The 22,765-nt window shown below is 40.6% G+C and carries 17 protein-coding genes; 11 read left to right on the plus strand and 6 right to left on the minus strand.

Features of this window, described 5'->3' with window-relative positions; translation table 11 throughout:
* Nucleotides 1–14: 14 nt before the first annotated feature.
* Together H6G76_RS13915 and H6G76_RS13925 are read left to right on the plus strand one after the other, a co-directional pair.
* On the plus strand, nucleotides 15–2,015 hold the full coding sequence (locus H6G76_RS13915; protein WP_190701246.1) for a response regulator: 2,001 nt from the start codon (nucleotides 15–17) through the stop codon (nucleotides 2,013–2,015).
* Between the two features lie 458 nt (nucleotides 2,016–2,473).
* Entirely contained in the window at nucleotides 2,474–3,892 is a 1,419-nt protein-coding gene (locus H6G76_RS13925; RefSeq protein WP_190701250.1) for an MATE family efflux transporter, read from the plus strand.
* Between the two features lie 283 nt (nucleotides 3,893–4,175).
* Here the strand turns inward: H6G76_RS13925 and H6G76_RS13930 are convergent, their stop codons facing one another.
* A complete protein-coding gene (locus tag H6G76_RS13930) occupies nucleotides 4,176–4,907 on the minus strand; it encodes a phosphorylase (RefSeq protein ID WP_190701253.1) in 732 nt (243 codons plus the stop codon).
* Between the two features lie 228 nt (nucleotides 4,908–5,135).
* Between H6G76_RS13930 and H6G76_RS13935 the strand changes: the two genes are divergently transcribed.
* The 4 genes from H6G76_RS13935 to H6G76_RS13950 all read left to right on the plus strand — a co-directional run bounded on the left by H6G76_RS13935 (nucleotide 5,136) and on the right by H6G76_RS13950 (nucleotide 10,379).
* Nucleotides 5,136–7,868: an efflux RND transporter permease subunit gene (locus H6G76_RS13935; protein WP_190701256.1), complete on the plus strand. Its 2,733-nt coding sequence runs from the start codon at nucleotides 5,136–5,138 to the stop codon at nucleotides 7,866–7,868.
* Nucleotides 7,868–8,845: a hopanoid-associated sugar epimerase gene (gene hpnA, locus H6G76_RS13940; protein WP_190701259.1), complete on the plus strand. Its 978-nt coding sequence runs from the start codon at nucleotides 7,868–7,870 to the stop codon at nucleotides 8,843–8,845. The genes H6G76_RS13935 and hpnA overlap by 1 nt, the downstream gene beginning before the upstream one ends.
* A gap of 91 nt (nucleotides 8,846–8,936) precedes the next feature.
* Nucleotides 8,937–9,956 (plus strand): adenosyl-hopene transferase HpnH, encoded by a 1,020-nt coding sequence (gene hpnH, locus H6G76_RS13945; RefSeq protein WP_190701262.1) that lies wholly within the window; start codon nucleotides 8,937–8,939, stop codon nucleotides 9,954–9,956.
* 66 nt (nucleotides 9,957–10,022) lie between these two features.
* Nucleotides 10,023–10,379, plus strand: coding sequence for a DUF433 domain-containing protein (locus H6G76_RS13950; RefSeq protein WP_199337372.1), 357 nt, complete (start codon nucleotides 10,023–10,025; stop codon nucleotides 10,377–10,379).
* Nucleotides 10,380–10,409: 30 nt separating this feature from the next.
* Here H6G76_RS13950 and hpnI read toward each other — a convergent pair whose 3' ends face one another.
* Nucleotides 10,410–11,561 carry a bacteriohopanetetrol glucosamine biosynthesis glycosyltransferase HpnI gene (gene hpnI / locus H6G76_RS13955; protein WP_313934775.1) on the minus strand — a complete coding sequence of 384 codons (1,152 nt, stop codon included), beginning with the start codon at nucleotides 11,559–11,561 and terminating at the stop codon, nucleotides 10,410–10,412.
* Between the two features lie 371 nt (nucleotides 11,562–11,932).
* Here hpnI and H6G76_RS13960 point away from each other — a divergent pair, with 371 nt between their 5' ends.
* A complete protein-coding gene (locus H6G76_RS13960) occupies nucleotides 11,933–13,561 on the plus strand; it encodes a cyclic peptide export ABC transporter (protein WP_190701270.1) in 1,629 nt (542 codons plus the stop codon).
* Entirely contained in the window at nucleotides 13,548–13,919 is a 372-nt protein-coding gene (locus H6G76_RS13965) for a DUF2237 family protein (protein WP_190701272.1), read from the plus strand. The genes H6G76_RS13960 and H6G76_RS13965 overlap by 14 nt, the downstream gene beginning before the upstream one ends.
* Here the strand turns inward: H6G76_RS13965 and hpnK are convergent.
* From hpnK to H6G76_RS13985, 4 genes are all read right to left on the minus strand, one after another.
* The gene (gene hpnK, locus H6G76_RS13970) at nucleotides 13,890–14,801 is read right to left on the minus strand and encodes a hopanoid biosynthesis-associated protein HpnK (RefSeq protein WP_190701275.1); all 912 of its coding nucleotides are present in this window, start codon (nucleotides 14,799–14,801) and stop codon (nucleotides 13,890–13,892) included. The two genes, H6G76_RS13965 and hpnK, sit on opposite strands and share 30 nt — an antisense overlap.
* A gap of 117 nt (nucleotides 14,802–14,918) precedes the next feature.
* On the minus strand, nucleotides 14,919–15,500 hold the full coding sequence (locus H6G76_RS13975) for a PEP-CTERM sorting domain-containing protein (protein WP_190701278.1): 582 nt from the start codon (nucleotides 15,498–15,500) through the stop codon (nucleotides 14,919–14,921).
* A 134-nt stretch (nucleotides 15,501–15,634) separates the two neighbouring features.
* Nucleotides 15,635–17,080 carry a hopanoid biosynthesis associated radical SAM protein HpnJ gene (gene hpnJ, locus H6G76_RS13980; RefSeq protein ID WP_190701280.1) on the minus strand — a complete coding sequence of 482 codons (1,446 nt, stop codon included), beginning with the start codon at nucleotides 17,078–17,080 and terminating at the stop codon, nucleotides 15,635–15,637.
* Between the two features lie 321 nt (nucleotides 17,081–17,401).
* Complete coding sequence (locus tag H6G76_RS13985) at nucleotides 17,402–18,232, minus strand: squalene/phytoene synthase family protein (RefSeq protein WP_190701282.1); 831 nt, start codon at nucleotides 18,230–18,232, stop codon at nucleotides 17,402–17,404.
* Between the two features lie 1,133 nt (nucleotides 18,233–19,365).
* Here H6G76_RS13985 and H6G76_RS13990 point away from each other — a divergent pair.
* Genes H6G76_RS13990 through H6G76_RS14000 form a run of 3 tightly spaced genes read left to right on the plus strand, consistent with a single transcriptional unit; the run spans nucleotide 19,366 to nucleotide 22,618 of the window.
* Nucleotides 19,366–19,884: a hypothetical protein gene (locus tag H6G76_RS13990; protein WP_190701283.1), complete on the plus strand. Its 519-nt coding sequence runs from the start codon at nucleotides 19,366–19,368 to the stop codon at nucleotides 19,882–19,884.
* Nucleotides 19,884–20,210 (plus strand): hypothetical protein, encoded by a 327-nt coding sequence (locus H6G76_RS13995; RefSeq protein WP_190701285.1) that lies wholly within the window; start codon nucleotides 19,884–19,886, stop codon nucleotides 20,208–20,210. Before H6G76_RS13990 ends, H6G76_RS13995 begins: the two co-directional genes overlap by 1 nt.
* Nucleotides 20,211–20,254: 44 nt before the next feature.
* Nucleotides 20,255–22,618 (plus strand): glycoside hydrolase family 31 protein, encoded by a 2,364-nt coding sequence (locus H6G76_RS14000; protein WP_190701286.1) that lies wholly within the window; start codon nucleotides 20,255–20,257, stop codon nucleotides 22,616–22,618.
* Nucleotides 22,619–22,765 lie beyond the last annotated feature (147 nt).

The following is a 22,765-nucleotide window of genomic DNA, read 5'->3' on the forward strand; positions in this document are numbered from 1 at the left end:
TTTCATGAGGTTTTATGAACATTGATTTTAATGAAAAAGGTGTCATTTTAATTGTTGATGACACTCCGACAAATTTAGAAATGTTGTTTGAGTTTTTAGCTGATGCCGGATTTACTGTTTTGGTTGCGGAAGATGGCGAAAGTGCAATCACTAGGGCTGAATATGCCCCACCTGACATCATTCTTTTAGACATACTTATGCCAGTAATTGATGGTTTTGAAACTTGCCAGCAGTTGAAAGCAAATCCATTAACGCAAGATATTCCGATTATTTTCATGACCGCGCTTACAGAAACCGTGGATAAAGTCAAAGGTTTGAGTTTGGGCGCAGTTGATTATATTACTAAACCGCTACAACACGAAGAAGTTTTAGCGCGGATTGAACTTCATCTCAAGCTGCGAAACTTAACCAAAACACTGCAAGAACAAAATCAACTTTTAGAACAAGAAATTTATGAACGCAAGCAAGCAGAACAAAAAATCCGTGAACAAGCTGCTTTGCTAGATATCACTACAGATGCGATTATTGTGACAAATTTCGATCATCAAATCAGCTTTTGGAATAAAGGGGCTGAAAATTTATACGGATGGCAGGCAAAAGAAGCCATTACTAATAATGTTTATCAACTTTTATATCAACCAGATATCTTGCCACAACTACAAAATATTCAGAAAAGTCTTGCTCAAAATGGCTGCTGGCAAGGTGAATTACAGCAAGTTACTAAACAAGAAAAAAAAATTACTGTTGCTAGTCGCTGGAATTTAATGCGTGATCAAGATGGACAACCTAAATCGATTCTGATAGTTAACACTGACATTACAGAAAAAAAACAACTTGAAAGTCAATTTCTTCGCACTCAGCGTTTAGAAAGTTTAGGTACGCTGGCTGGCGGTATTGCCCATGATTTAAACAATATACTGACACCAATTTTATCGGCAGCACAACTACTACAGCTAAAACGCCCTGATGCTGATGACTGGAGTCAGCAAATGTTTAGGACAATCGAAACTAACACTAAACGTGGATCTGCTTTAGTTAAGCAAGTGCTACAGTTTGCCCGTGGAGTTGATGGTAAGCGAACAGTTGTGCTATTTAGCAATCTATTCTCGGAAATTGAGCAGATTGTTCATGGCACATTTCCCAAATCCATAGAATTTTCTTTAAATATTCAGTCAGACCTTTGGCCTGTCATGGGTGATGCCACACACTTGCATCAAGTACTCATGAATCTCGTAGTCAATGCTCATGATGCCATGACTAACGGTGGGACTCTCAGCGTTTGTGCCAAAAATTTGTTGATTGATGAACAATATACGCGAATGAATCTGGAGGCGAATGTCGGCCCCTATATTGTAATTACTGTTGCAGATACAGGAATTGGAATGCCGCCAGAAATCTCAAATAGAATATTTGAGCCGTTTTTTACGACTAAAGAGATTGGTAAAGGTACAGGGTTGGGGCTTTCAACCGTCAGAGGCATCATCAAAAGCCACGGTGGTTTTATTAACGTGCATAGCGAAGTTGGCAAAGGAAGTGAATTTAAATTGTTCTTGCCAGCTGTGGAAATGATGGCAAAGTCGCTAACCGAAAATATCGATTTGCCATCTGGAAACGAAGAATTAATTTTATTAGTGGATGATGAACCTAAAATTCTCGAAACTACTCAAACTTCATTAGAAAGTTATAACTACAAAGTCGTGACTGCCAATGATGGTATTGAAGCGATCGCACTATATGCTCACTACCGAGATAAAATCAGTGTGGTTTTGCTAGATATGATGATGCCGCTTATGGATGGTATAATTGCTATCCGCACATTGCAAAAAATGAATCCGTTGGTCAAAATTGTGGCGGTGAGCGGTGTGGTAGCCAACAATAAAATTACCAAAGATACGACTGTCAACAAATTTATTTCTAAGCCCTATACAACTCAAGAATTATTGCAAACTGTACACGAGGTTATTTGTCAAGAACCAACCATTTTTGACTCCAGCCGCACCAATCATCTGCTTTAAATGAACTATAGGAATCCGGTTTGATTAATGAACATACTTGTGTAGTCAGGCAATAGGCAATAGTAAAAAAGGCAGGTAAGCTAATCGTCATTTAAATTGCACTCTTTTTTCGTTCCATCGAACTCACGTTAATGTTAGTGTGGAAACTCTAAATTATTTGTGATGTGGAGTATAGTTCTTCGCGGAGAATATTGCCAGAGCGATCGCAAAATTTCAAACTACCATCTACTTCTACAATTACTTTCAATTTGCTAGTAGAGATAGAAAAATTAGTATCTGTTTGTTCTAAATTGAGTTCTACTTCTTGCCAATCATGTTTAGCAATTGCATAAGGAATTGGATCTATTCCAGGATTCCAATTAACCTTACTAAGTCATCAGCTAAACAACAAATTTCTAACTCTGCTAGCTCAAAGTAAAATATAACACTGCTTGCGTTCTGCTCGGTTGATGATTCATATGGACAGTAGAGACAGATTGATATCTGAAATTAAACAATGTCTGATGTTAGCTGTTCCTTTAGCAGCAGCACAACTGGCTCAATCGGCTACTGGCTTTGTGGATACAGTAATGATGGGCTGGTTAGGAAGTCAGACTATTGCATCGGGAGGTTTGGGTGCGGCAGTCTTTACTTTTTTACTGTTAATTAGTACGGGTATTGTTTCTGCTGTTAGCCCTTTAGCTGCGGAAGCCTATGGAGCCGGAAAGCCTGAGCAAATAGGCAAGATTGTGCGCCAAGGATTAGGAATATCTCTACTGTTAGGAATACCGATTGTCATAGTACTTTGGCATGGCAGGACTTTACTACTGCTATTGGGTCAGAATGCCGCTACAGCAGCCTTAGCAGAGACTTATTTAAGAGCGATCGCACTGGGTTTTATACCTGGTTTAGGCTTTGCGGTACTTAAAAGTTTTCTTTCCGCGCTGTCTCAACCGCAGTTAGTAATAATCACTGTTGTGTTAGGTACTTTGCTTAACATTACAGCTAACTATGTTTTGATGTTTGGCAAATTGGGGCTACCCGCTTTAGGACTAGCTGGGATTGGTTGGGCAAGCACGCTGTCACTTTGGAGTATGTTTATTGTTTTAGCAATATATATATATAGTCAGCAGCAATTTAGAAATTACCGGATATTTGACACCTCATTTAAATACACTTTTACCCAAGAAAATCGCCGGATTTTTCGAGAAATTTTTCAGGTTGGATTGCCCATTGGTGGGCTAATTGCAGTGGAAGCAGGACTTTTCACCGTTGTCACATTTTTATTAGGAAAATTAGGAACTACTGCCCTAGCGGCTCATCAAATTGCTTTGCAAACGGCTGGTATGTCCTTTCAGATTGCGCTTGGTATTTCTTTAGCGACAACAGTGCGAGTTGGGCAATTAGCTGGAGAGCAAGATAAGAGTGGTGTTCGGCTGGCTGGATATGTAGGCATTAGCTTAGGTGCTTTATCTATGGGTATTGCCGGGATTATTTTTTGGTTAATTCCAAAATCGGTTGTTTCTCTTTACCTTGATATCAACAATCCCAGCAATGAAAACGTAGTGAACCTAGCGGTGAGATTGCTTGTAGTAGCTGCAATTTTTCAAATTGTTGATGGAGTACAAGTTACCGCAGCCGGAGCATTGCGAGGATTAAAAGATACGCGAATTCCTTTATTGATTGGTATTTTCGCTTACTGGTGTGTTGGTTTACCGATTGGTTATGCTTTGGGCATCTGGTTAGGCTATGGAGCTATTGGTCTTTGGTGGGGATTAGCAATTGGTTTAGCTAGTGCAGCTATAGTCTTGACTTGGCGGTTTATAGCAGGAGGCAGGGGGCAGAAGGCAGGAGGTAACAATATTAATACTTTCAAGAAACAAGGCAACAGGCAATAGGCAATAGGGAAGAGGATTTGATTTGTTTGTTTCATTCGTAGCGGTTGGCTTGCCGCCAGTGCAGATGCTCCTAAGATTTATGCTGTTTATTTGGCATAAACTATACTTCAATGCCTAATACCATTTCACGAAAAGTTTGATACAGATGTAAACCCTGAAGGCTTTGCTGCATCTAAATTTTTTAATTGCGTTAGCGCAGTGGTAGCGAGCCTGCAAGCGTCATTGCGAATTGGTATAAGTACCAGTCTTCAAGGCTTTACCTATTGCCTCTATTGCCTGTTCCCTATTCCCTATTGCCTTCAATAAGAGATGGAATCAATTTTTCTAATACTTTTAAACCTTGTAAAGAGCCACGAATTAATCGCGTGGCGGCTATAGGTTGACGAATGAATCTCCAGGCTAAGGGTAGAGTTTGGAGTGAACCATCGGCACTGATGGCTGAAGTGAGATTAGGGATATCGCGTTGACAGTCATCACTTACTACTCGGATTACTGTGGCTGCAATTCCTATTTGCTCAAAAAACTCTAAGGCGGCGAAGCTTTCCATATCTACAACATCAGCCTCGAATAGTTCACCTAAGTGGCGTTTTTCCTTGGCAGACCAGATAACACGATCGCTTGTTAATCCCTTAACTAAAGATACCTGTTGACGTAACCGAGAATATAATTGAGTAGTGAACAGTTGATCGCATTCTTGTATCTGTCCTTGGTAAGTACAATTTTGATACAGTACTATGTCTCCAACGGTATAACGCTGGCTCAAGCTACCACACAAACCCATCACCAGCACCTGAGGTTGAAATAAAGAACTTTTATTTTCTGGCTGTATCTGCATTGGTTGTGGGATTTGAGCGAAAAACGATGGCTGTTGTTGCCATTGTTTCAGGTATTGAGTTAAAGGTTTAATCCCAACTGGTATAGACAGAACATCTGGTTTTAAGCCAGTAACTTGACTCAAACCTCGGCATACTGCCTGATACTCTGCACCTTGGGGTACCAAAATAGTATTAATCATGTTCCACCCTGATTTTCCAGTACCCAGTCATCAGTTTACATAATGTTTTGCGCCATTGACTGTAACAAGATTTTATACCTTGGAAGGCGATCGCTTGAGTTTGCTGCTTTTTACTTTCTTCATCACTAAATTAAGTAAAATTGCTCACTAAAAGACAGCAAAGCGTACAAACTTCAAACGATTAATGTAGCATGACAAATAATTGAGTTGCCTGCACAATCTTCCAAGATGGTAAAGCTTAGTAGCGAAAAATCTGCACGAGAACGCTTCAATATTTCCAAATTGGCAATTGACTTCTCGTGGTTAACAGTGAGTTTTTGGATTGCTGTGACGGTAGCTGGGCTTTTAGCTTTCAGTTCCCTCAAGTATGCTTTGTTTCCAGATATCACTTTTCCTGTGGTGGTAGTGAATGCAACAGCACCACTGACAACGGCACTGGATACAGAAGCAAAACTCACTAAACCAATTGAAGAGCGTCTACGTTCCCTAGAAGGTCTAGATAATCTTCGTTCATCTGCCTATCCTGGCCAAACTGCCGTGAGTTTAGCTTTTACGGTAGGTACTGATTTAGAAAAATCGACAAAGAAGGTAGAAACTGCATTAAAACAGTTAAGCCTACCCAAAGGAGCCAACTATAAAATTATCCCGTTAAATCTCAATGAATCAGCCGCCATTAGCTATGCCATTGAGAGTTCCTCACGTAACATCACAGATTTAAATAAGGTAGCGAAAGACCAAATTATCCCAGCGATTTCTAAACTTCCAGGAGTCCTAAAAGTTAATTGGTTAGGCGGAGATCCAAATGCTGCACCGACATTACCGACAGCACAAACAACTGCGGCTACTCCTTCCCAAGGTGGAAACACACTAGTCCGGTTCAACGGTCAAGATGCACTGGCGTTTCAAGTCATCAAACGTGGTAGTGCTAACACCTTAGAAGTGGTGAGTCGGGTTGAGAAAGAAGTGCAGAGGCTCAGAAGCAACCTCAAGGATGTCAAGCTCACCTTAGCTGCTACCCAAGCAGAGTATATCCGTCATGCTACTAAGTCAACAATTGACGCGTTGATAGAAGCAATTGTGTTGTCTATCGTCGTCATCTTTCCTTTTTTGTGGAGTTGGCGAGCCACCTTAATTTCCGCACTGGCGATTCCTACGTCTTTGTTGGCGACATTTATCGTTATGGCGATTTTCGGCTTCAACTTAGAGACAATTACACTGCTGGCTTTGGCCTTGGTAATTGGCAGTATTATTGATGATGCGATCGTTGATGTCGAAAACATCATGCGCCACGTTGAAGACGGCGAAACTCCCCGCCAAGCTGCATTGTTGGCTACTAATGAAATTGGTTTGACTGTGACTGCGGCCACGTTGACGGCTGTCGCAGTTTTTCTGCCTATAGGTTTGATGGGTGGCGTAGTCGGACAATTCTTCAAGCCATTTGGTATCACTGTATCGGCGGCGATGTTAGCTTCTATGCTGGTGGCTCGAACTTTATCACCAGTGCTGTCTATATACTGGCTAAAACCTATATCTGCACGACCTCGTAGGCGAGAAGCTAAGACGTGGATAGGTTTTAACCAAGCTTATCGCAACTTACTGCACTGGTCTTTACATCATCGCAAGCTAGTTATTGCTTTGGCAGTCCTGAGTCTGGTTGGTGGGATCGCCCTAATTCCACTCATTCCCAAAGGATTTATCCCTAAACTCGATCGCGGTGAGTTTAATATCACTTATACTGCTCCTTTACCAAATATTCCAGATTTAGCAGCATTACAAAGACAAGCAGCACAAGGCGGACAGCCAAGTTCAGCAGATTTAGCAGCTTTACAGAGACAAGCAGGACAAGCGAATGCTTTGCCAATCTCTATTCCTAATCCTTTAAACGATTCTCTAGAGGTTGCCAAGAAATTAGAAGCAGTTGTCAGAAAATCTCCAGCAGTAGAAACAGTATTTACTACTGTTGGTTCTCGTGAGGGTGAGCCAAATAAAGGTACGCTCTACGTCAAACTGAAGGAAGACCGCGATATTACTACAGCCCAACTGCAAGATCAATTTCGTACTACCTTACCTAAGCTTAAGGGTGTAACAACCAGTGTCGAAGATATTCAGTTTGTCGATACAGGTGGACAAAAACCTTTACAAGTAGCATTGCAGGGCAATGATTTAGCAGCTTTAAGCAAAACAGCCAAAGCAATTAAAGACCGCTTGGTGAAAATTCCAGGGTTTGCGGATGTCACAGTTACAGGTGAAGCCAATCAAAAAGGGCAAGTTTTACAGATTGAGCGTTTGAATAGCCAAAGAGTTGCTTATATCAGTGCCAACTTGGGACAAAATCTTTCTCTAGGTGATGCTACTGATAAAATAGTGACAGAAGCAAAGCCAATTTTACCTGCTGGTGTTTCTTTAGACTTGGGCGGTGACTCTGCTCGCTTGGCAGAAGTTTTTGGCAGTTTTGCTTCTACTTTACTGCTATCTGCCCTGTGTATCGTTGTGGTATTGTTTTTACTTTTCAAAACTTGGATAGACCCGGTAGTAATTGGCGTTTCCTTGCCTTTAGCACTGGTAGGAGCGTTATTAGCACTGTTGTTTACCGAGAGCGACTTCGGGATGATTTCGCTGATTGGTTTTGTCTTCTTATTAGGACTGGCAAATAAAAATGCGATTTTGCTGGTGGATTATATTAACCAGTTGCGAGAGTCAGGCTTAGAACGCACCGAAGCAATCTTGAAAGCAGGGCCAGTGCGCCTCAGACCAATTATGATGACGACTGCTTCCACCATTTTAGGGATGCTACCCATTGCTTTAGGTTTAGGTGCTGGTTCAGAATTGCGATCGCCTATGGCTGTCGCAATTGCTGGCGGCTTGGTAAGTTCTACAATCCTCAGCTTGATTGTTGTGCCAGTAGTCTATGCCATCCTAGATGACTGGTTCCCGCGCTTTCGTCAGGGGGCAAAAAATTAATGCAGGCTTTTGTCACCGGGGGAACTGGTTTTGTCGGTTCTCATGTAGTGCGGTTGTTACTGCAACAAGGATACAAGGTTAAGGCTTTAGTACGTCCTAGCAGCAATCTAGCTAACTTACAGGGCTTAGATGTGGAACTGGTCAAAGGAGATTTGACTGATCCCAATCTTTGGCAACAAATGATGGGTTGTCAATATTTATTTCATGTCGCAGCCCATTATTCTCTATGGCAAGTAGACAAGCAACTACTATATCGTCACAACGTTATCGGCACACGCAATATCTTGGAAGCCGCCCGCAAAGCTGGGATTGAACGCACAGTCTACACCAGTTCTGTGGCGGCGATTGGCGTTGGGGCTGGTATTGTCGATGAAACTTACCAAAGCCCTGTGGAAAAGTTGGTAGGTAGCTACAAACAGTCTAAGTTTCTCGCTGAACAAGAAGCGAAACAAGCGGCGGCTAGAGGGCAAGATGTTGTAATTGTCAACCCTAGTAGTCCGATTGGGCCATTAGATATCAAGCCCACGCCTACGGGAGATATTATCTTGCGGTTTTTGCGGCGAGAAATGCCCTTTTATCTGGATACAGGGTTGAATTTTATCGATGTGAGAGATGTAGCTTGGGGACATTTACTAGCGTTGCATAAAGGGAAGTCAGGCGATCGCTATATTTTAGGAAACCAAAATCTTAGCCTCAAGCAGGTGCTAGATCAACTTGCCCAAATTACTGGTATACCAGCACCCCAGCGCACCATCCCGTCTTGGATACCCTTGAGTGTGGCTTGGATTGATGAGAAAGTTCTGGCACCCTTGGGCAAAACGCCCTCTGTTCCTGTAGATGGTGTGCGGATGGCTCAACAACAAATGTATTACGATGCTACTAAGGCAGTTCGAGAATTGGGATTGCCTCAGTCGGACATAAAGCAGGCACTCAAGGATGCCGTGGATTGGTTTATTGCAGAGGGCTATGTCAAATGAAAGGCAGAAAACAATTGACTATGGACTATTGACCCTTGACTATTGACTATTTCTGTGTGGTTGTATCTATCAAAGAGGAGTGACAACTAAAGTGGCGATTAATTTACAACAAGCAATGGATATTGGGAAGTATCTTGTAACTCAGCGTCTTTTAGGGCGCAAACGCTTCCCTTTGGTATTGATGTTAGAACCACTATTTCGCTGTAATTTAGCTTGCACTGGTTGTGGCAAAATTCAGCATCCTGCCGAGATTCTTAAGCGCAATCTCACACCCCAAGAGTGCTTTGCGGCTGTGGAAGAGTGCGGCGCGCCTGTAGTTTCCATTCCTGGAGGAGAACCGCTACTTCATCCCCAAATTGATGAGATTGTGCGGGGGTTAGTGGAACGCAAGAAGTATGTTTACTTGTGTACCAATGGTTTGTTATTAGAAAAAAGCCTTGATAAATTTCAACCTTCGCCTTACTTGACTTTCAGCGTCCATTTAGATGGAATGCGCGAGTGGCATGATAAATGTGTAGATCGCAAAGGTGTGTTTGATATTGCGTTACAAGCGATTCGGGCTGCTAAAGCTAAAGGATTCCGCGTCACTACTAACACCACTATCTTTGAAGGTGCAGATGTCAAAGAAATGCAGGAATTCTTTGATTTTCTAGAAAGTCTGAATATTGATGGGATGATGATTTCTCCTGGCTACAGTTATGACTGGGCCCCAGATCAAGATCATTTCTTGAAACGCGAACAAACCCGCGCCCTCTTCCGCGAAATCCTCACTCCCCACACCTCAGGTAAGAAAAACTGGAACTTCAATCACAATCCTCTTTTCCTCGACTTTTTGATTGGGGAAAAAGAATACGAATGCACACCTTGGGGTAGTCCCAGTTATAGTGTCTTAGGTTGGCAAAAACCCTGTTATTTGTTGAATGAAGGGTATTACTCCAGCTTTAGGGAATTGCTAGATAAAACAGACTGGAGTAAGTACGGCCGCGCCAGTGGTAATCCTAAGTGTGCTGATTGTATGGTTCACTGTGGCTACGAACCAACTGCTGCGATGGATGCGATGCAACCGCAAAACATTGCCCGTTCTTTGGGTACTGTGTTTGGTAGAAGTTAGATAAATTTAGATGTCAGGGCGCAAGGCTTTGCGCCCTACCATAAAGATTACGATATAGATAAACCAATGAATGTAGTTTTATCTATGCTTACTAAACAAATTACAGAGTATTTTAACTTTATTTCTTCTGAAGATATTAGACTTAAAAACTCAAGAATTGGGATAGAAACAATTCTGTATGAATATCTTGATTATGGACGTTCGCCAGAAGAAATTGCTCAGATTTACCAAACTATTTCTTTAGAGCAAGTATATGCAACTATTCTTTATTATCTGCAAAATAAAGAAGCTATGAGTGTATATATGAAAAACTGGCTAGAACATGGACATAAAATGCGAGAACAACAAAGATTGAACCCGCCACCAGTTTCAGAAAAACTGGGTCAACTCAGAATAGAAAGACAAGCTAAAAAGCAAGCATGACGCTGAAATAGATGCGATCGCTATTGTAATTTAATTTTGTATTTCTTCTACAGTGGTAAGAAATACGGGAAGAGAATCTGGTTCTAGGGTGACTAACTTACCTTCTCTAGTTAATCTTAGTTGGTGTCCGTGCCATTCAATTGTTCCACCAACAAAGCCACAACACCATATAACAAAGTGCAGTAAATCCCACAACGGAATCAGCCAGAAATACTTTTTGGTAACTAGGTCATTCAGTAAAATCGCCCCAACTATCCAACCCATCACTAATCGTATTGTCCAAACTATTGTTAGGTTAATCCAACCTATTGTTGAACCTTTTGTAACTATTAAAAATAGTAAGCTAGTAACTGTACCATAGGTAAGAATTAGTCCGAGATAACCCCAAGGGCGAGAGAATCTGATACCACGCGCCCAACGAATCTGGCGTTGTAAAGAATTGACAATAGTGCTGTCGCCTAATACGTGTTCAACCACATAATTAGATAAGACTACTTTGTATCCTGCTTTGGCTGGTAAATTACCTAGTTGAAAATCGTCAGCTAAATAATCAGCGATCGCTTCAAATCCACCAATTTTTTCTAAGACTGATTTGCGAATTACAATTGTCGAACCGAAGGCGAATTTTATCCCTTCTATTTGATTGCTAACTAGCACGCCTGGATGAAAATCTGTAGCTGTCCAGATTGCTTCTAATGTTGTCACCCATCCTTTAATTAGGGAACGATATAAACAAGTAACAACTCCTACATTCTCAGCTTGCAATGGTTGAATAACAGTTTGTAAATAATCTGATTTAACGCGAATATCACTATCAGCAATCACTAAAATTTCGTGTTTTGCTTGAGTTAATGCGTTGGCTAAATTGCTGACTTTGAGGTTCGCTCCCAGGATGCGATCGCTCACAACTAGAGTAATATCTATATCAGGGAACTTTTGAATAATTTTCTCAACAACTTTTATGATTGGATCTTGGTGATCGCGCACAGCAAAAATAATTTGAAAATTGAGATAATCTTGCTGGCAAAATGAGACAAGATTATCTTCAGCATCACTGTCTAGCCCACACAATGGTTTTAAAATAGTTACAGGTGGATGAAACTCAGGATTGCTAGGTTGGGGCTGACGTAAAAAGGCGATCGCTGCATAAATTCCATAACAGTAAAACAGAACAGCTGACAAGCAAAAGCACCACAGCAGCAAGAGCATATTTATCCTCAGTAGAAGCCAGCATTAACTCACGCCCAAAAACAATCTGCCTCTGTTGATTTCATTCAGTTTGGTTAGTAGCTGCACTGTTTTTAGGATACTAATTTAAGATTTTTGTCAAGTTATTTTTTGAGATATAAAACATCAAAGCCAGAATTTTTTATATTAATAATATATATGGCTTTTGCCTTTTAACTCTATAATAATTTAGATTTTCTTTATAAAAAAGTTATGCCTTTCAGATGACAAAGCTATGACTTTGGGAAGATATATGCAAAATTTATTAATATTAAATATTTCTCCTATCCCTAGGAAACAACTTAAGTACTGTTTAATCAATTGTCATGAATCTAATTTACTTTCTCTTACGTTCTTCCTGGAGGATGGTGGCGATCGCAATTGTCACGGGATTTTTAAGTGGCGGTAGTAGCGCGGGACTGATCGCTTTAATCAGTAGTGCGGGTACTGACATCACGCACCCAGCCTTAGCAAACATAGCTTGGGGTTTTTTAGGTTTAGTAATTGTTGCTTTGATTACTAGCATTATTTCGCAAATAATGTTGATTCGCCTATCTCAAGATGCCATTTTGCAATTACGAATGCGGTTGAGTCGGCAAATTCTCACTTCTGAATTAAGCCATTTGGAACAGCTAGGTAATCCCCGACTACTGGCGATTTTGACAGAGGATGTGCAAGCAGTTGCTAATGCTGTGTATGTAATTCCTTTTCTTTGTATTGATTTAGCGATCGTTTTAGGATGCTTAGTATATATCACTTGGTTGTCTTGGCAAGTATTATTAGTTCTTTGTGGTTTGATTGTAGTCGGTGTAGGCAGTTGTCAATGGTTAATTGCTAGAGGCGGAAAATTACTAGCGTTAGCCCGTGATGACCAAGATTTATTATTTAAGGATTTTCAAAATCTTACTCAAGGAGTTAAAGAACTTAAACTTAATTATCAACGTCGCCAAGTATTTTTAGAAAAAAATTTGCAATCAACAGCTATTAAATTTCGGCGGCACAATATAGGGGGGTTAAATTTTTTTGCGGCTACTACTAGCTGGGGAAAACTACTATTTTTCTTTGCGATTGGTTTTTTATTATTCGCACTGCCAAAATTAATTACTATCACTCCTCAAACTATCTCAGGATATGTTCTCACATTTACTTATTTGATGTTGCCAATGGATAACATCATTAACAATATGCCGCAAATGAGTAAAGCTAATGTTGCCTTACAAAAAATAGAATCTTTGGGTTTATCTCTGGCTAGTCGTGCAGAAGTATTAACTGTCCCACCTGCATTAAAGACTTCATGGCATACCTTAGACTTTGAGGGCATAACTCATCGCTACTATAGAGAACAGGAAGAACAAGGCTTTATTCTCGGCCCGATTAACTTGAGCGTTTATCCTCAAGAATTAGTATTTATTGTGGGTGGTAATGGTAGCGGTAAATCTACTTTAGCCAAGTTAATCACTGGGCTTTACATTCCTGAAAATGGGGAAATTATATTTGATGGTGAATTAATCACAGACCAAAATCGAGAGTGGTATCGCCAACATTTTGCAGTAGTATTTTCGGACTTTTATTTATTTGATGAACTTTTAGGATTAACTAGTAGTAATTTAGATAATTTAGCCGAGAGTTACTTAAAACAACTCCAGTTAGATCGCAAAGTAAAAATTCACAATGGTAAACTTTCAACTACTGCTCTTTCTCAAGGACAACGTAAGCGTTTAGCTTTACTAACTGCGTATTTAGAAGACCGACCAATTTATTTATTTGATGAGTGGGCTGCTGATCAAGATCCATATTTTAAGGATTTATTTTATACCCAGTTATTACCACAATTGCGAGACAAAGGGAAAACAGTGCTAGTAATTAGTCATGACGATCGCTATTTTCATCTAGCAGACCGGATCATCAAACTAGACTACGGCAAAATTGAGGCAATTAAAGATGGCAGAAGCTAAAAATGTCATAGGCACAGATTTGCAGCTTTGCTGTACTTCGCCCATGACTGGATTTTACCGCGATGGTTTTTGTAGTACAGGTGGTCAAGATGTGGGAATGCACGTTGTCTGCGCCCAAGTCACAGCCGAGTTTTTGGAGTTTACCAAATCTCAAGGTAACGACCTGAGTACACCAATGCCACAATACAATTTTCCGGGATTACGGGCTGGCGATCGCTGGTGTTTATGTGCAGCACGTTGGCAAGAAGCTCTAGAAGCTGGTGTAGCACCGCCTGTAGTCTTAGAATCTACCCACGCTAGAGCCTTAGAGGTCTGTTCTTTGGCAGATTTAAAAGAATACGCCCTTGCTGCGTCCTAAAGCATCCAATTTTTGGTAATTAGTCAACTCAAAATTATTGGCAATCAATAGTTTACGTACTTGGTGGCTCAACAGGGCAGCGAGTTCCGCTTTACCTGACCCTGGTGGGCCATTAAGTGCTTCTCCTACTTGCACATCTGCGGGATGACAATAAATTTCTACCAAGTTTGACCCAATTTGCGGTATCAGTCCCAGCAAGTATTTTTCTGTGACATTGCCAGTTTGCAATAACCCGTAGACTTTATCAGTAAAATTAATGCCGTGCGATGTTAGCAAAGTTTCACCATAACGGCGCAGTTGGGTAAACACGCCTGACCAGATTAATTTAGTTAGTAGGTCTTGACGGGTGAGTTTCAGAGTCTTCCCAAGTTCTTCCGAGGGTAGCCGGATAAAACGGATATCAAACTCTGGTGCTAACTCCACTAAAATTTGCAACACAACTGGATGAACGTGCAGGTGTAAATGCCCATCTACATGAGAAAGTGGTAAACCAGAGGCTTGGAACTTGATTAACTGGGCGCGAATTTCTTGGCGAAGTTCTGCACGGGCGGCACTTTGGAATTGATAACGCAACCCAGCTAAAAAAGAACTATTAGGGAAGTTACCTTGGGAGTCAACTAAATGGGGAATTTGTTCTGGGGGTAAGACAGAACGACCACAGACCAAAACTAAATGTAAGCCAACGGCTAAGTCGGGGTGTTTTTGGGCGAGTGCGATCGCTTCTTCGGCAGCATCACCAGTTACCATGAAGCTGGTGCTGGTGAGTATGCCTTGTTTATGTGCTTTGATAATTGCTTGATTTACACCGCGAGAAAAACCAAAATCATCGCCGTTAATAATGGCGAAACGACGACTTGAGTTGAGGATTTCTTGAGGGTTCATGGAGTGTGGAGTGTGAGAAAAGAAAGAGAGTAGAGAAAGAGAAAATCAACTACTTTCTCATTAAAAAAAAGATGCAAACCCTTGAAGATCTATTTAAGAATTTTTTTGAGCTTCTTGTCAATTAATTTTATATAGTTTGTTACCTTTAAGTGTTAAAGTTACACCGAGAGTTCCAATGGCGAGTAAGCTAACAATAGATGTGGGTTCAGGAACGCTGATTATAGTTGCAGAAAAACTAATAGGTAGCTCACTATCTTCTGTTCCTAAATTTTCAAAACCTGCTATAAATGGCGGTGCAGAAAAAACTTCTAAATAACCTGGTATCGGCAAAAAACTAGCGAAAAACGGACTAGAATAGTTTCCTCCTGATGTAAAATATCCGAAACCGTCACCCGTTAACTGTTGAGTATTCAAACTAATTAAATTATCAACTGCAAAAGGTTCATTTCCTGGTATCGGAGTCCCTGGCGGTTGCAAACCAAGAATTGTTTCGCCATTGCGTATACCAGTAATTCCAGTAATCAGATAAAAACCCGAATCGTTAGGTGTGTTATTAGTTATGAAAGTACCACTCGCTGTTATACCAGTACCAGAATAATTCCAGTTCCAATTTAAAGCAGAAGCGGCTGGCATTGTGCCAAAAACTAATCCAGATGTACCAGCGAAAGCTGTAATAGATGATAGAACTAGATTTTTCATAGAGGTTGTTAGTATAATCTCGGTTGTTGTCGTTTGAGTTAAGCTACAGCGTAATCAAAAACCAATGGCAGTTTAACACCAAAGATAACTACCTCTATGAGTTCTAGCCAATATTCGTGTCAGAGGTCTAATATTTAACTAGACTGGGCGTGGGCAATTGCTTGAGTCCGGCGTTCCTTCAAGTAGGCGAAAAACTCCCCACCTTCCCGTAAGCGACGCACTAGCATTTGGCGGTCTGTAACCATTTCCCGCACAATGGGGATGATGGCTTTGGGACGGAAGTAGAATTTGCGATACATCCGTTCAACTGCATCTTCAATTTCGGCACTGGAAAGGCTGGGATATTGCAGGGTTGAGGTTTGAATGCCAGAGTTAGCTACTAAAGATTGGTTAGTAAACCAGTCGTTCGCTTTGGCTTGTTCATAAAGTTCTGTCCCTGGGTAGGGTGCGGCGATGGAAACTTGAATTGTGTGGGGGCTAAGTTCGCAAGCAAAGCGGATAGTTTCTTCTACGGTTTCTTGGGTTTCAATTGGTAGCCCAATAATAAATGTACCGTGGACGGTAATTCCTAATTTGTGGCAGTTTTTCATAAATTCTCGTGCCACTTCTAATTTAATGCCCTTTTTAATGCGGTTAAGAATTTCTTGATTACCTGATTCAAAACCAACCAACAGCAAGCGTAAACCGTTGTCACGTAGTTGTTTGAGGGTGTCGTAGTCTAGGTTAGCACGGGCATTACAACTCCAAGTTAGGTTGAGCCGCTTCATGTATTCGCTAATTGCGATCGCCCGATGTTTATCGATAGTAAAGGTGTCATCATCAAACATATACTCCCGCACTTTGTCACCAAAAATGGCTTTGGCTTCGGCCATTTCTCGTCCAACAACTTCCGGGCTTTTGTGGCGGTAGAGATGCCCACCAATAGTTTGCGGCCAAAGACAAAAAGTACATTTAGCCGGACAACCGCGCCCTGTGTAAAAAGAAATATAAGGATGTTGCAGATAACCGATGAAATACTTCGTAATATCTAAATCACGAGCGTAAACTGGTAGGACGCTTGGCATCGCATCCCAATCATGAATTAACTCGCGCTCTTCATTATGATGAATTTTACCGAAGCGATCGCGGTAACTCAATCCTTTAATGTCATCCCAAGGTTTACCTTCGGCTAACTCTTTACAGGTATAGTCAAATTCATTGCGACACACAAAGTCAATAACAGGATTATCCCGTAAAGTCTCCTCTGGCAAAACTGCCACGTGCGCCCCGACAAAACCAATCTCCACACCGGGATTTTTGGCTTTAATTGCTTCAGCACACTTCACATCGTTAGCCAATGATGGCGTACTAGTGTGCATAATCACTAATTCATAATCTTGAGCAATTTGCAGCACATCATCCACAGTTTGGCCATGTGGTGGGGCATCTACCAACTTGCTACCGGGAACCAATGCCGCAGGTTGCGCTAACCATGTCGGATACCAAAATGATGTAATTTCGCGTTTGGCTTGGTAGCGAGAACCAGCACCGCCATCAAACCCATCGAAAGAAGGAGGACTAAGAAATAAGGTTTTCTTCACCGATATCTCTCCTTAATATTTATGCTAGATATTTACCTAATCCCTGTATTTTTTTAATTTACAGCAGTAGATTTTTTATAGTGGTTTATTAACTATAAATTTAGACTCATCTGCAATACTACTGTAATTGATTTGGCATACTTAATTTTGGGTTTTATTTGAAATACAGACGTGTATTTATCGCGTCTGTATTTCTAGTTATTTGCTTTTTTAGATTTACGATGTCGTTCAAAATTGGGGTTAACAATCAAAATACACCAAGATCTAAAATCAGCACTATTAAACTTGAGCTTATTTAATCAATAGTAGTTATCAAAGTTATTAACTAGCTTTGACATTCATACTATTTAATTGTTCAAGAAGGGCTATGACATCGCTACGGCTGAGTTTTTCTTTACCATTAGCTAGAGCGTCAATCGTACCATGTGCCAAAGCCAAGGGAATTTGGCAAAAGTTTAAAGCAGGCCCAGCAGGTAAAGCCTGAGTATAAGCATCTGCCAAGGCTAAATTACGCAGTGCATACTCTTGCATTTTGTTTGCAGTCCAATCTTCTGGGAAGAAGTTTACACCACGCCCCTTATCTTCAATATGGTTACGCAAGATGTTTACCGCTTGTAAGCCACGGCCAAAGCCTATTGCTAAAGTCCGGTTGGTTTGGGTGCCATCGTACCAAGTCCATAAATCTGAAAGTAACAGCCCAACAGCACCTGCAACCCCAAAAGTATAACGATCTAAATCAGATTCTGTTTCAATTTTCCAATTTTTTTCTGCCCAATAAGCCATACGGTCAGCCATTGCGGCGGTAGCATCCCAAATTCGTGGTGCAATGGTTTCAGGGGCTAACAAAGACCATTCCCTTACCCTCAAGGTCACTTCTGCTAAGATATCTTCATAGCCGCTAAATCCTGCGGAGAAAGCATCAACTGCAAAGCCATCAACTCCGGCTTGCAAGGTCAGACTAATTTTGTGTAACAGTTGTGCCTTTGTAGAGTTATCGAGTTCTGGATGATCTTCAATTTCATCAATGGCACGCATACACAAGTATGCTGAGGCAACTGCTTCTTGCAATCCTGGCGGTAAAATACTAATTGGAATATAAAAAGTTCGACTAGTTTCTTTGAGGATTTGCAAGGCATCACCACGTAAATCCATGTTTCCACTCCCCTCTCTTAATTTTTACACCACATGAAGTTGATTGTCTGATGATCCGGGATATATTTTTTACTCAATTTAACAAGCTTTAGACGCACTAGTATTTCATCTAAAGATTAATAGTCTTTGTATCATAATTAACGAAAAATTCAAACTTATGAAAGTCATGTCTAGTATATAAGACTTTGGCTGCTGAAATTTGTTCGGTATTATTTTATGCCACTAGTCAGCATAATTTTTTGCTGTAAATATCAACAATTATGCTAAAATTTGGGTTTTTACCTCTCCAAGTTGTGCAGTAGCTATATTCCATTAAAGCGTTTGGATGATCTCCAAGCAGTAGAAGCGATCGCCCATACCAGTATTATTCCGATAAAATATTTCTCTGTTCTCTTTTAAGCGATCGCATCAAATATCTCCCTACCTTACCAGTAGTGTATCACCAGGCTATATAGGATTCATCTTTGATTTCTGAAAAAAATCAGTATACCTTTCTTCCTTCTTACCTGTTCCCTATTGCTTCTCTACACAAGTATTTTTAGTAATCAAACTATATTTTTATATCAAGCAGTTTATCTTATTTAAGTTAATACAATAATTTAAAATTGCCGTGCTATTATAGGTAATTTATTTTTACTGATAAATCACTTTGTATCTAAAAATTTTTAACTTATCAATAACAAAATATTTTTACTATATAAAAGGGAGAGAGAAAAAGAAAACTTGTAAAATAGTTTTCCTTTTCTTTCTCTGCCTTAATTGTCTTCAAGCCTATGCAGAGTGTAATTTTAATTTACACTCTACTTTACTCCTATCTTGGTTCCAGCTTAAGCTTTGGTTTTTGCAAAATGTATCTGTATCACGATAGAAATAAAAAATCTACTCTAGTAGGGATGCGATCGCTAAACTCATCCCAAAAACTAATAATGATTTGCTGCAAGATATTAAAATATATTAATATCTGCTTAAACAAAAGTTAAATCAAGGAAATATTAATCTAAAAACAATTGAAGATGATCAATTAAAAATCAAAATTTCCCCTTGATTATTTATAAAATATTTCGCAGGAGAGATATACATATTAACCAAAATAATGGCAGAAATTATTATATAGTTTATCTATAATTTGCAAAATGTCAGTAATTTCTCAGAAATTTGCGCTCATTAATTGCTTGTTAATGCTGACATTGCTCATAGCTTGTAGCCGTTCAACTAGTAATGAAGACTTCAAAAAGGAAAAGCGAAATGTGTCTTCTTGGTCAGCAACAGCACAGATAGTCGGGAATGCTTGGATTCAAGGTAATTTACCAAATCAGTACGCTCAACAAACTTTACATAAAACGCAAATAGAACTATTAAAAGCAAGAGAAAAAATATCAAAAATTCAGCTATCTAATAATGCTAATCAACCCCAGCAATTACTATTAATAGCAAAGATATTACAAATAGCCAATCAAACTGAGGAAATATCGCAAGCGATCGCCCAAAAGTGGGGCGCGAAACATAGCCAACCCTGGAGAATTCCTTGGTCAAAAGTGCTGGATGTTGGGATTGATGTAGATATCGATGTAGAAGCCGAAGAAACGCCAGCATTAGCCTATGAAAAATGGCTGCGCGATCGCATTATCAAAAAAATTCCGGGGGCGGAATAATGACAACTCGTGAAATTCATGTAGAACTACTTCTAGGTAGACAAGTCTTAGATTCCACAGGTAAAGCTGTTGGGCGCATTGAAGAAATTTGTGCCGAACAACAAGGCGAAGAATGGGTAATCAAAGAATATCTGATTGGCTACGCCGCCATCTTAGAAAGATTATCGGCTTGGAATATTGGTATAGCAATTTTGCATCTCTTAGGAGCGCATAAAATTCACGGTGGTTATACAGTCCCTTGGAATCAACTAGATTTGACAGACCCACAAAAACCACGTCTGCATTGTAGTTTAGATAAATTAAAATCGTTAGCTCAAAATTCCTAAACAGCAAACTACTAAATTAATTACTTAAAATTTAGATATCAATCATGCCGCAATATTTTGGAAAATTACCCACCACCAACCAACCTTGGACAACAGTTGGAGCAATACAATCTGTTAATAAAAATGAACGCACTATTGAATTTGAAACTGAACATTCACGCCTCACTATTAGCATCCTTGCAGAAAATTTAATCCGTGTCCGTTTTTCACCCAATGGGGAATTTATGCCTCGTCGTCCTTGGGCGGTAACTGTAGATGATGCTGAGTGGAAACCAGTAGTTTTTGAAATGCAAGAAACTGACACGAATGTAGAAATTACAACCAACGAAATTCGGATCTGCATTCAAAAGCAAAATTGTCATCTTAGCTGCTTTGACAAAGCAAACCGTCCCTTTGCCCAAGATGCAGATATGGGTATAGGTTGGCGTTTAGGTGCAGTTGCAGGCTGGAAACAAATCGCAGCTGATGAGCATTTCTATGGCTTTGGTGAACGCACAGGTTTTTTGGATAAACTCAGCCAAGTTAAAACTAACTGGACAGTTGATGCTTTAGACTACGATGCACTCACCGATGAGATGTACCAAGCAATTCCGTTTTTTATGGCGTTGCGTCCAGATGTCGGCTACGGCATATTTTTCAACACCACATTTTGGAGTCAATTTGATATTGGTGTAGAACACCCTGGTGTGTGGAAGATGGAAACTCGTGGCGGTGAGTTGGACTATTACATTATTTATGGCCCCCAACCTGCCCAAATTCTTCGTACCTACACCGAGTTAACCGGGAGAATGCCGCTACCGCCCAAATGGGCATTAGGTTATCATCAATGTCGCTGGAGTTATGAGTCAGAAAATATTGTGCGCGAATTAGCCCAAGAATTTCGCCAGCGTCGCATTCCTTGTGATGTGATTCACCTCGATATTGATTATATGCGCGGTTATCGAGTCTTCACTTGGAGTCCTCAGCGTTTCCCTGACCCAAAAAAATTAATTGGTGATTTGGCAAGCGATGGCTTTAAAACTGTGACCATTATCGACCCTGGTGTGAAATATGAACCAGAGGCGAATTATCACGTTTTTGACCAAGGTTTAGCCAACGATTATTTTGTGCGAAAAGTTGATGGCGCATTGTTTCACGGCTATGTTTGGCCAGAGAAGGCGGTGTTTCCTGACTTTTTACGTGCAGATGTGCGGAATTGGTGGGGTGATTTACAAAAAAGCCTCACGGATGTTGGTGTGGCAGGTATTTGGAATGATATGAACGAACCCGCTATCGATAATCGTCCCTTTGGGGATGGCGGGGAGAAGGTATGGTTTCCCTTAGATGCGCCGCAGGGGGATGCGGGGGAGCAGGGGAGCAGGGGAGCAGGGGAGAATAGCACTAATCATGGTGAGGTGCATAATTTATATGGGTTGATGATGTCGAAGGCTTGTTATCAAGGGTTGGAAAGGCATCGAGAAGGGGAGCGATCATTTGTATTAACGCGTTCTGGTTATGCGGGGGTGCAGCGTTGGTCTTCGGTGTGGATGGGTGATAACCATTCGTTGTGGGAGCATTTAGAAATATCTTTGCCGATGCTTTGTAATATGGGGCTTTCGGGTGTCGGGTTTGTCGGTTGTGATATTGGCGGGTTTGCTGGAAATGCAACTGCGGAATTGTTCGCCCGTTGGATGCAAGTAGGAATGTTATACCCCTTGATGCGTGGACATTCGGCGATGTCTACTGCTCGTCATGAACCTTGGGTATTTGGCGATCGCACTGAAAATATCTGTAGAGAATATATTAATCTGCGTTACCAGCTTTTACCCTATATTTACAATTTATTTTGGGAAGCTGCCACAATCGGCGCACCAATTTTAAGACCATTACTCTACCATTTCCCTAACGATACTCAAACTTACTCGCTTTACGACCAAGTACTTTTAGGCCCATCACTGATGGCTGCACCAGTTTATCGTCCTGGTGTAGAACATAGAGCCGTCTACTTGCCTGCTGGTAATTGGTTTGACTGGTGGAGTGGCGAATCTTATCAAGGGCCTATTCAAATTCTGGCTGATGCACCACTGGAAAAAATGCCACTTTATGTGCGTGGCGGTGCTGTAATTCCTATGCAGCCAGTGATGCAATATGTAAATGAATTGCCATCTCATGAAATTCGTCTACGGGTTTGGCCTGGTAATAGTGAATACACTTTTTATGAAGATGATGGGCAAACATTTGATTATCTCAATCAAAATTTTTCTTTAAGAACAATTCGAGTAGTTACAAATCAAGACCACACAATCGTAGAAATAAGTATTAATGAAGGCAAATGGACACCACCACAACGTGAAATAATTGTTGAACTTGTTGGTATTGGTGAACAACGTTTCTCGGATTATGGTCAAGCAGTCAGCTTTAATTTCTGAGAAAAATTTTTGACTAAAATAGATTCTTTGTAATTATTAGACTTATTGCAAAAGTCGTTATGTACGCGCTTTTCTTTGCGTCTTCCCTGCGGGTACTCCTGCGGAGAACTCGAAGAGTAGCTGCTAACGCGTCTACGCGCGAGACAA

The organism is Nostoc sp. FACHB-152 (assembly GCF_014697475.1).
Lineage (GTDB): Bacteria > Cyanobacteriota > Cyanobacteriia > Cyanobacteriales > Nostocaceae > Nostoc_B.

Bases quoted from the DNA above. Each gene is read 5' to 3' on its own strand.
- H6G76_RS13975 (WP_190701278.1), bottom strand. From the start codon at position 15,500: ATGAAAAATCTAGTTCTATCATCTATTACAGCTTTCGCTGGTACATCT.
- hpnA (WP_190701259.1), top strand. From the start codon at position 7,868: ATGCAGGCTTTTGTCACCGGGGGAACTGGTTTTGTCGGTTCTCATGTA.
- H6G76_RS13935 (WP_190701256.1), top strand. From the start codon at position 5,136: ATGGTAAAGCTTAGTAGCGAAAAATCTGCACGAGAACGCTTCAATATT.
- H6G76_RS13995 (WP_190701285.1), top strand. From the start codon at position 19,884: ATGACAACTCGTGAAATTCATGTAGAACTACTTCTAGGTAGACAAGTC.
- H6G76_RS13985 (WP_190701282.1), bottom strand. From the start codon at position 18,232: ATGGATTTACGTGGTGATGCCTTGCAAATCCTCAAAGAAACTAGTCGA.
- H6G76_RS14000 (WP_190701286.1), top strand. From the start codon at position 20,255: ATGCCGCAATATTTTGGAAAATTACCCACCACCAACCAACCTTGGACA.
- H6G76_RS13990 (WP_190701283.1), top strand. From the start codon at position 19,366: ATGTCAGTAATTTCTCAGAAATTTGCGCTCATTAATTGCTTGTTAATG.
- H6G76_RS13925 (WP_190701250.1), top strand. From the start codon at position 2,474: ATGGACAGTAGAGACAGATTGATATCTGAAATTAAACAATGTCTGATG.
- H6G76_RS13915 (WP_190701246.1), top strand. From the start codon at position 15: ATGAACATTGATTTTAATGAAAAAGGTGTCATTTTAATTGTTGATGAC.
- H6G76_RS13965 (WP_190701272.1), top strand. From the start codon at position 13,548: ATGGCAGAAGCTAAAAATGTCATAGGCACAGATTTGCAGCTTTGCTGT.
- H6G76_RS13950 (WP_199337372.1), top strand. From the start codon at position 10,023: ATGAATGTAGTTTTATCTATGCTTACTAAACAAATTACAGAGTATTTT.
- H6G76_RS13960 (WP_190701270.1), top strand. From the start codon at position 11,933: ATGAATCTAATTTACTTTCTCTTACGTTCTTCCTGGAGGATGGTGGCG.
- H6G76_RS13930 (WP_190701253.1), bottom strand. From the start codon at position 4,907: ATGATTAATACTATTTTGGTACCCCAAGGTGCAGAGTATCAGGCAGTA.
- hpnK (WP_190701275.1), bottom strand. From the start codon at position 14,801: ATGAACCCTCAAGAAATCCTCAACTCAAGTCGTCGTTTCGCCATTATT.